Consider the following 9,145-nt stretch of genomic DNA (forward strand, 5'->3'; position numbering starts at 1 on the left):
GGCCGCGACATCGACCACCGCACCCACAGGACCACCGTCCACATCGAGATCAGCACGTTGCCAAGCCCGTCAGATGGCTAACCGAACGGCATTGCCCCTAGGCCCGCACCGCGCTGAGCGCTGCGACCAGGGCCTGCGGCTCGCGGGTCGACAGATAGACGTACGGAGTCGGGTCCTGCGGGTCGGTGACCTCCACCCGGACCGCCGTCGGGATGTAGCTGCGCAGCAGCATGAACGCGCGGGTGTCCGCCTTGTACGAGCGCCAGGCGCGTGCCTCCTCGGCGTCCAGCACCTCGGCCTCGCCGAGCGCCGTCACCGGAATCCGTGCCTCGCCGGCCACCAGGGTGCCCGCGACCACCCGGATCCTGGCGGAACCGTACGAGCTCACCGCGACCGCCGAAAGGGCCGTGCCGCCCACCAGGCCGGCCAGCAGGGGCAGGGTGCCGAGCGGCAGCAGCATCAGGGCACAGGCGATGCCGATCAGGAAGGCGATGAGCCACCACGAACGGGGCGCGGTCAGTCGTTCGTCGAAAGGCGGGGTGGAAGGCTGCATGAACCCAAGCTTGGCACGGTGCGACCTGCGGGTGGCCGCGCGGGTAAGGTCTGCGCCTGTGAGTGGAACATCTGCGGCTCTGAAGCCCCCGGCCGACGCGGTGAAACCGGTCCGGCACCCCGAAGCCCCGGCCCCTGGCGAACTCCTCGGCGCGCACTACGAACACTGTTTCGGGTGCGGCGGCGGACAGCCGCACGGGCTGCACCTCCAGGCGCGGGCCGACGAGGGTGTCAGAGTCACTGCCGAGTTCACCGTGAAGGCCGCCCACCAGGGCGCCCCGGGCCTGGCCCACGGTGGCGTTCTGGCCACCGCGCTGGACGAGACGCTCGGCTCGCTGAACTGGCTGCTGCGGGTGATCGCGGTGACCGGGCGGCTGGAGACCGACTTCGTGCGTCCGGTGCCGGTGGATACCGTGCTGCACCTCGACGCCGAGATCACCGCGGTGCACGGCCGGAAGATCTACTCCCGGGCGACCGGCCGGATCGGCGGCCCGGACGGACCCGTGGCGGTCCGTGCCGAGGCCCTCTTCATCGAGGTCAAGGTCGACCACTTCATCGAGAACGGCCGCCCGGCCGAGATCCAGGCAGCGATGGCCGACCCGGACCAGACCAAGCGCGTCCGTGCGTTCGAGGTGAACCCCTGATGCGTCATCCCGTAGACGTACTTGTCCGCCGTGTCGACCCGGACGTGCCGATTCCGGCCTACGGACACCCGGGCGACGCCGGGGTCGATCTGGTGACCACCGAGGCCGCCGAACTCGCCCCGGGCGAGCGGGCTGTGCTGCCCACCGGGGTGTCGATCGCGCTGCCCGACGGATACGCCGCGTTCGTGCACCCGCGGTCCGGCCTCGCCGCGCGCTGTGGAGTCGCTCTTGTGAATGCCCCGGGGACGGTTGATGCCGGGTACCGTGGAGAGATCAAGGTGATCGTCATCAATCTCGACCCGCGCGAGCCCGTGCGGTTCGAGCGGTTCGACCGGATTGCCCAACTGGTCGTCCAGCAGGTCGAGAAGGTGCGCTTCCACGAGGTGGCGGAGCTACCCGGCTCGGCCCGCGGCGAGGGAGGGTTCGGATCCACCGGAGGGCATGCTTCCGGTGATGTTGATGGCGTCAGGGGCGGGATTACCCAGGGCGGGAACAGCTACGCTTCGGTCGTACCCGACCGGGAAGGACAGTGACGTGTTCGGACGTCGCAAGAAGAGTGGTTCCGCCGAGGACGCGGCGGACGAAGCGCGCGAGGCCGAGCAGGTCGTCGACGAGCTCGATGACGCCGATGGAGCCGACAGCGGCTCGCGTCGGGTGAATCTCCCGCCGGCGCCGCGGCCGGACGGACCGTGGGACATCACCGAGGTCTCCCAGCCCGGCGAAGGCCGCGTCGACCTGGGCGGCGTTTTCGTGCCCGGCGTCGAGGGCATGGAGCTGCGCGTCGAGGTGGCCGGTGACGCGATCGTCGCCGCGACCGTCGTGCTGCGCGACAGCGCCATCCAGCTGCAGGCCTTCGCCGCCCCCAAGAAGGAGGGCATCTGGGGCGAGGTCCGCGAGGAGATCGCCTCCGGCATCACCCAGCAGGGCGGGATCATCGACGAGGTCGAGGGCCCGCTGGGCTGGGAGCTGCGTGCCCAGGTCCCCGTACAGCTCCCGGACGGCGCGAACGGCGTACAGCTGGTGCGCTTCGTCGGCGTCGACGGGCCGCGCTGGTTCCTGCGCGGAGTGATCTCCGGCCAGGGCGCTGTGCAGCCGGAGGCCGCGGGGCTCCTGGAGACGATCTTCCGGGACACCGTGGTCGTCCGTGGCGAGGGCCCGATGGCGCCGCGCGACCCGATCGTCCTCAAGCTCCCCAACGACGCCCAGATGGTGCCCGAGGGCGTCCAGCAGGACAACCAGGAGGGCTCGAAGTTCTCCGGTGGCATGGGTCAGCTCCAGCGCGGACCCGAGATCACCGAGGTGCGCTGAACAGATACGGGCAGCCGCCCGGCACAGCTGAAGGCCGGTGGGCCGTACCCCCTTTTCCAGGGGGTACGGCCCACCGGCTTTTTTCTGCACCCGGGGCGGGCTCCAGGCGCACGACAGGAGCGCATATGGGGCGCGTATGGGGCACGTATGTGCGCCGTCAAGGGCTCGCTCCATCCCGTAAGGAAGCCATCAACGCAGGCCGGGACGGCTGTGACGCGAGGTTTGCTCAAGAGGTCAGAGATTCCGTACCTCATCTAGGAGCACACGATGGCCGATGTGGCCTTCGTCGTCACCACGATCGCGGTATTCGCGTTGGTGGCTCTCATCGCCAAGGGGGTGGCGAAGCTGTGACTGCCGAGAACATTGTCGGTCTGGTCGTGGCCGTTGCCCTGTTGGGCTATCTCGTCCTCGCCCTTCTGTACCCGGAGAGGTTCTGAGCCCGATATGAGCCCCGTCCTCGCTGGTGTGCTCCAGGTTCTCGCGCTCGTTGTGGCGCTGGGGCTGGCGTACCGTCCGCTCGGCGACCACATGGCCGGCGTCTACTCCTCGACGAAGCACCTCCGGGTCGAGAAGTGGATGTACAAGGCCATCGGCGCCGATCCGAACACGCAGATGCGCTGGCCCGCGTATCTGCGTGGGGTGCTCGCCTTCTCCGCGGTGAGCGTCCTCTTCCTGTATCTGCTGCAGCGGCTCCAGGGCAGTCTGCCCGGCTCGCTCGGCTTCGCCTCGATCGATCCCGACCAGGCGTTCAACACGGCGGCGTCGTTCGTCGCGAACACCAACTGGCAGTCGTACTACGGCGAGCAGGCCATGGGCCATGTCGTCCAGACCGGTGGCCTCGCGGTGCAGAACTTCGTCTCGGCATCGGTTGGTATCGCGGTCGCCGTGGCGCTGGTACGCGGCTTCGCCCGCTCCCGCACGGGTGAGCTGGGCAACTTCTGGTCCGACCTGGTGCGAGGCACCGTACGGATCCTGCTGCCGATCGCCGTGATCGGCGCGCTGGTGCTGGTTGCCTGCGGCGCCATCCAGAACTTCTCCGGCATCCATGAGGTCGGGCAGTTCATGGGCGGCTCGCAGCAGTGGAACGGTGGCGCGGTGGCCTCGCAGGAGGTCATCAAGGAACTGGGCACGAATGGCGGCGGCTACTTCAACGCCAATGCGGCCCACCCGTTCGAGAACCCCAACGGGCTGTCGAACCTGTTCGAGATCTTCCTGATCCTGGTGATTCCGTTCGCGCTGACCCGCACGTTCGGCCGGATGGTCGGTTCGCTGAAGCAGGGTTACGCGATCCTGGCGACGATGGGTGTCATCTGGCTGAGCTTCACCGCGCTGATGATGTGGACGGAGTTCGCCCACCACGGGCCGGCGTTCGACATCGCGGGCGGGGCGATGGAGGGCAAGGAGACCCGGTTCGGGATCGGCGGTTCGTCGATCTTCGCGGTGGCCACGACGCTGACGTCGACCGGTGCGGTGAACTCCTTCCACTCCTCGTACACGGGATTCGGCGGCGGGATCACGATGCTGGGCATGCAACTCGGCGAGATCGCGCCCGGTGGTGTCGGCTCCGGCCTCTACGGCATGCTGATCATGGCGATCATCGCGGTGTTCATCGCGGGTCTCATGGTCGGCCGTACCCCGGAGTATCTGGGGAAGAAGATCGGCACCCGTGAGATCAAGCTCGCGGCCTGCTACATCCTGATCACCCCGACGCTGGTGCTGTGCTTCACCGCCGTGGCGATGGCCCTGCCCACCCCGCCCCACTCGATGACCAACACCGGCGCGCACGGATTCTCCGAGATTCTGTACGCGTACACCTCGGGTGCGAACAACAACGGTTCGGCGTTCGCCGGACTGAACGCGGACACGCAGTGGTTCAACACGACGATCGGTCTCGCGATGCTGCTCGGCCGGTTCCTGCCGATGGTGTTCGTCCTGGCGCTGGCCGGCTCGCTCGCCGAGCAGAACCCCGTACCGGACAGCGCCGGCACGCTGCGCACATACAAGCCGCTTTTCAGTGGGCTGCTGGTCGGCACGATCCTGATCATCACCGGGCTCACCTACTTCCCGGCCCTGGCGCTGGGGCCGCTGGCCGAAGGGCTGGCGTCATGACCACTCGTACGAAGCAAGAGGACTCGATGTCCACTGTCACGCCCACCCGGGCACCGCACCAGGACGCGCCCACGGATCACCGGAGCGAAGGACGTGTCGGCGGGGGCCTGTTCGACCCTGAGCAGCTGCTCAAGTCCTTCCCGGACGCCGTTCGCAAGCTCGATCCCCGGGTGATGGTCAAGTCGCCTGTGATGTTCGTGGTGCTGATCGGTTCGGTGTTCACGACCGTGCTGGCATGTCTGAACCCGGGCGACTGGTTCGGCTGGGCGATCGCGGTCTGGCTCTGGCTGACCACGATCTTCGCGAACCTGGCGGAGGCGGTCGCCGAGGGGCGCGGCAAGGCGCAGGCCGACACGCTGCGCAAGGCCAAGACCGACACCGTCGCCCGGCGGCTCATCGGCAGGAACGAGGAGCGGGTGCCGGGAACCGAGCTGCGCATCGGTGATCTGGTGGTCTGCGAGGCCGGTGACATCATTCCCGGTGACGGGGATGTCGTCGAGGGTGTCGCGAGTGTGGACGAGTCCGCGATCACGGGCGAGTCGGCGCCGGTCATCCGGGAGTCGGGCGGTGACCGCAGTGCTGTCACCGGGGGTACGAAGGTGCTCTCCGACCGGGTCGTCATCAAGATCACCACGAAGCCGGGGGAGACGTTCATCGACCGGATGATCGCCCTGGTCGAGGGCGCCGCCCGGCAGAAGACACCCAACGAGATCGCGCTGAACATCCTCCTCGCGTCCCTTACCATCGTCTTCCTCCTCGCCGTCGTCACCCTGCAGCCCTTCGCCATCTACGCAGGCCAGAAGCAGTCGGTGATCGTGCTGACCGCCCTGCTGGTCTGTCTGATCCCGACGACCATCGGCGCACTGCTCTCCGCGATCGGCATCGCCGGTATGGACCGACTGGTGCAGCGCAACGTCCTTGCCATGTCGGGCCGGGCCGTCGAGGCCGCGGGGGACGTCTCGACCCTGCTGCTCGACAAGACGGGCACGATCACGCTGGGCAACCGGCAGGCCGCCGAGTTCGTGCCGGTCAAGGGCACGACCGAGGCCGAGCTGGCGGACGCCGCTCAGCTGTCCTCGCTGGCCGACGAGACCCCTGAGGGCCGTTCGATCGTCGTGCTCGCCAAGGAGAAGTACGGGCTGCGCGAGCGCCACCAGGGCGAGCTGCGGCACGCCGAGTGGGTCGCGTTCACCGCCCAGACCCGCATGTCGGGTGTGGACGTCGACGGACGCAAGGTCCGCAAGGGCGCGAGTGGTTCGGTCGTGGCCTGGGTCAAGGAGCGCGGCGGCAGCGTCTCGCAGGACGCGCAGGCACTCACCGACCGGATCTCCCAGGCCGGCGGCACACCGCTGCTGGTCGCCCTGGAGGACGAGCACGGCGCCCGTGTGCTGGGTGTCATCCATCTCAAGGACGTCGTCAAGGAGGGCATGAGGGAGCGGTTCGACGAGCTGCGCCGGATGGGCATCCGGACCGTCATGATCACCGGCGACAACCCGCTGACCGCGAAGGCCATCGCCGAGGAAGCCGGCGTGGACGACTTCCTGGCCGAGGCCACGCCCGAGGACAAGATGGCCCTCATCAAGCGGGAGCAGGCCGGCGGCAAGCTCGTCGCGATGACGGGTGACGGTACGAACGACGCACCGGCGCTGGCTCAGGCGGATGTCGGTGTGGCGATGAACACCGGTACCTCGGCCGCGAAGGAGGCCGGGAACATGGTGGACCTGGACTCCAACCCGACCAAGCTGATCGAGATCGTCGAGATCGGCAAACAGCTCCTCATCACGCGTGGTGCACTGACGACGTTCTCGATAGCCAACGACGTCGCGAAGTATTTCGCGATCATCCCGGCGATGTTCGCGGTGGTCTACCCGGGCCTGGACAAGCTGAACATCATGCAGCTGTCCTCGCCCGAGTCCGCGATCCTGTCGGCGGTCGTGTTCAACGCGCTGATCATCCTCGCGCTGGTGCCGCTCGCCCTGAAGGGTGTGCGCTACCGGCCCAGCAGCGCCGACTCGATGCTCCGGCGCAACCTCGGGGTCTACGGACTGGGCGGTCTGGTCGCCCCGTTCATCGGCATCAAGATCATCGACCTGATCATCTCCCTCATCCCCGGAATCGGCTGACCTGCCATGAACAACTCCGTAGGAAACACCACCCGGCTGCTCTGGGCCGGACTGCGCGCCCTGCTCGTCCTCACCGTGGTGTGCGGCGTGCTCTACCCGCTGGCCGTCACCGGTGTCGCCCAGGGCATCTTCCCCGACAAGGCCAACGGCTCCGAGATCACCGCGAACGGCAAGGTCGTCGGCTCCGAACTCATCGGCCAGCGCTACGACCTGCCGCTGAAGAAGGGACAGGAAACCTCGGCTCCGGACCTCAAGTGGTTCCAGCCGCGCCCGTCCAACGGCCTGGGCAACAACAGCGTCAACACCCAGTACAAACTGATCCTCTCCGGCGCGACCAACCGCTCCGGCGACAACAAGGAACTCATCGACTGGGTCACCGCCGCCAAGGCCGCCGTCATCAAGGACAACTCCGTCCCCGGCCACCCCGTGAGTCCCGCAGACGTGCCGGCCGACGCCGTCACCTCCTCGGGCTCCGGCCTCGACCCCGCCATCTCCCCTGCGTACGCACAACTCCAGGTACGCCGCGTCGCCGAGCGCAACCACCTCGGCGTCGCCCAGGTCGAGAAGCTCGTCGACCAGCACACCGACGGCCGGATCCTCGGCTTCGTGGGAGAGCCGAGGGTCAACGTCCTCCAGCTCAACATCGCCCTCAAGCAGCTTGTGAACGGGACTTGAGGATTTGAGGTCTTGAGGACTTGAGGAAGCACTGAGGCCGGCCGCGATGGCCGGCCTCAGGCCGTTGACGGACGGGGAGCCTGCCCCGTGGCACGCCGGTCTAGCCGGCCGGCGTGCCCAGGCTGCCGGGGTAGAGGTACTTCTCCGTCGGGATGACCGTTCCGTCGACCCACGCTCCGAAGAAGCCCTTGAGGTCCTTGCCCGAGACCTTCGCCGCCAGCGCCTCGAACTGCCGGAAGGAGGCATTGCCGTACGCGTGGTCGCGGGTCCAGCTCTTGAGTGTCCTGAAGAACGCATCGTCACCCACCGTGCGTCGCAGGGCGTGCAGCATCAGGGAACCGTTCCTAACCAGTGCGCATGAGTGAGTCCTGGACCCACTGCTGCGTTCTGGGCGCATCCCGAGCGGTTTTGGATGCACTCGGTCCCCGCTTTCGCGTCCCGTTCGGTGACGGCCCTCCGGGGAGCCGGTCCGTTGCGGGTGGGCGGTTTCCGTCACGTCCTCGGGTGCCTGGTGGGGGCTGGGCGGTCCGATGCCCCGCACGATCGCTCCGGTCGTGTGGGGGCGGTGCCGTCCTTCGCCGGATCGGGTGTCCGAGGGCGCGTCGTCCGATCGCGATACCGGCGGCATCGTGACGGGACATCTTTCGCTTGGGGGTGGCCAGCGGTTTCTGCCAGTGCTGGGCACCCCACAAGGAGGTATATGCGGGGTCGACCGCGACAATGCTCAGGCCCTGTTCGGCGGCCATGGAGACCAGCCGGGCCTTGAGTTTGCCGGTCGGGATGCCGGAGATGAGCTGCCGGAACCGTTTCTTGCGGCCGTGTTTCTCACGGGTCTTCTCGGTGGTGAAGTCGAGGTCCTCGATGCCGATCGCGGCGACACCGGCCTGCTTGGCCCAGTGGATCAGGCGGATCAGGGCGTGGCGGATCTGTGCGTCGCGGTGAGCGGTGGTGCCGGAGAGGTCGTAGCCGAAGCGGTGCGGGTCGCCGACGGGATTGCCGTGCCGGTCGAGGCGGTAGGCGGCGAAGTGGTCGGCGTTGGTGTCGACGCCGACCATGCCCCGGGCGCGGGCGGTCTCCAACGGGATGGTCTGCACGACGGGGCGTTGCCAGGACGCGGTGAGGTACCAGCGGCAGCGCTCCGTATCGAGGTGGATGCGGTAGGCGACGGCCCGGTTCGCGGCGATGCGATCGGCCCACTCCGCGCCCCGGTGCGCGAACACCACGGTGGAGGTGAGGATGTACCGGCCGTGCCGGGCATTGGCCAGATGCGCGAGCGGAGCAGGCAGCTTGATGGACACCTCACCGTCCGTAGTGACGCGGATCGTCTCGTTCCCGAACCCCTTCCCCGACTCACCATCGGCGGCGATGAACCAGCGCTCCGCCGCCCAGCGTTCCCGCCACTGCTCCTCGGTGAGGTGGGCGTCGGCGAGGTGGCGGCGGGTGTTAAGGAGCCGTTTACCGCCCCGCACCACCCGCACCCGTCCCGCCTGCCAGTCGGCGACAACGGCTGCATGCCGCGCCTCCAGCACCGCGAGACGGCGGGACTTGTGGAACCACTCACCCCGGGAGCGGTAGCCGCCCGCAGCGTGCTTCGTTCCTCGCTCACCGATCGGGAGGGACAGGCGGTGCCGCAGCGTCCTGATCCCGGCTGCCAGATTCCGGATGTGTGCTGCCTGGCCACGGCGTGCGAGCGCCCATTGATCGTGCGTGGCCTTGGTGATCGCACCCGCGATC

Annotated in this window: 10 protein-coding genes; 7 read left to right on the forward strand and 3 right to left on the reverse strand. The window is 68.2% G+C overall.

Translation table 11 applies throughout. The annotated features are described in order from the left end of the window. Positions 1–97: 97 nt before the first annotated feature. Complete coding sequence (locus ABTZ94_RS33910; protein WP_351206706.1) at positions 98–553, reverse strand: DUF3093 domain-containing protein; 456 nt, start codon at positions 551–553, stop codon at positions 98–100. 58 nt (positions 554–611) lie between these two features. Here ABTZ94_RS33910 and ABTZ94_RS33915 point away from each other — a divergent pair, with 58 nt between their 5' ends. The 7 genes from ABTZ94_RS33915 (at position 612) to ABTZ94_RS33945 (ending at position 7,411) form a co-directional block, all read left to right on the forward strand. Next, on the forward strand, positions 612–1,196 hold the full coding sequence (locus tag ABTZ94_RS33915; RefSeq protein ID WP_351206708.1) for a PaaI family thioesterase: 585 nt from the start codon (positions 612–614) through the stop codon (positions 1,194–1,196). Further along, positions 1,196–1,729 (forward strand): dUTP diphosphatase, encoded by a 534-nt coding sequence (gene dut / locus ABTZ94_RS33920; RefSeq protein ID WP_351206710.1) that lies wholly within the window; start codon positions 1,196–1,198, stop codon positions 1,727–1,729. Before ABTZ94_RS33915 ends, dut begins: the two co-directional genes overlap by 1 nt. 1 nt (position 1,730) lies before the next feature. Then, complete coding sequence (locus tag ABTZ94_RS33925; protein ID WP_351206712.1) at positions 1,731–2,504, forward strand: DUF3710 domain-containing protein; 774 nt, start codon at positions 1,731–1,733, stop codon at positions 2,502–2,504. Positions 2,505–2,851: 347 nt separating this feature from the next. Continuing rightward, complete coding sequence (gene kdpF / locus ABTZ94_RS33930) at positions 2,852–2,941, forward strand: K(+)-transporting ATPase subunit F (protein ID WP_078075662.1); 90 nt, start codon at positions 2,852–2,854, stop codon at positions 2,939–2,941. Positions 2,942–2,948: 7 nt separating this feature from the next. Further along, entirely contained in the window at positions 2,949–4,613 is a 1,665-nt protein-coding gene (kdpA, locus tag ABTZ94_RS33935; RefSeq protein ID WP_351206715.1) for a potassium-transporting ATPase subunit KdpA, read from the forward strand. After that, the gene (gene kdpB, locus ABTZ94_RS33940; RefSeq protein ID WP_351206717.1) at positions 4,610–6,736 is read left to right on the forward strand and encodes a potassium-transporting ATPase subunit KdpB; all 2,127 of its coding nucleotides are present in this window, start codon (positions 4,610–4,612) and stop codon (positions 6,734–6,736) included. Before kdpA ends, kdpB begins: the two co-directional genes overlap by 4 nt. 6 nt (positions 6,737–6,742) lie before the next feature. Then, positions 6,743–7,411, forward strand: coding sequence for a potassium-transporting ATPase subunit C (locus ABTZ94_RS33945; RefSeq protein ID WP_351206719.1), 669 nt, complete (start codon positions 6,743–6,745; stop codon positions 7,409–7,411). Positions 7,412–7,511: 100 nt separating this feature from the next. On the opposite strand, the gene ABTZ94_RS33950 is transcribed toward ABTZ94_RS33945, so the two are convergent. Both ABTZ94_RS33950 and ABTZ94_RS33955 read right to left on the reverse strand, forming a co-directional pair. Next, the gene (locus ABTZ94_RS33950; RefSeq protein WP_351206721.1) at positions 7,512–7,742 is read right to left on the reverse strand and encodes a hypothetical protein; all 231 of its coding nucleotides are present in this window, start codon (positions 7,740–7,742) and stop codon (positions 7,512–7,514) included. Positions 7,743–7,755: 13 nt separating this feature from the next. Beyond that, positions 7,756–9,145: IS200/IS605 family accessory protein TnpB-related protein (locus tag ABTZ94_RS33955; RefSeq protein ID WP_351206723.1), on the reverse strand; the 1,390-nt coding region annotated here is incomplete at its 5' end.

It is taken from the genome of Streptomyces sp. NPDC002785, assembly GCF_040295565.1.
Taxonomy (GTDB): domain Bacteria; phylum Actinomycetota; class Actinomycetes; order Streptomycetales; family Streptomycetaceae; genus Streptomyces.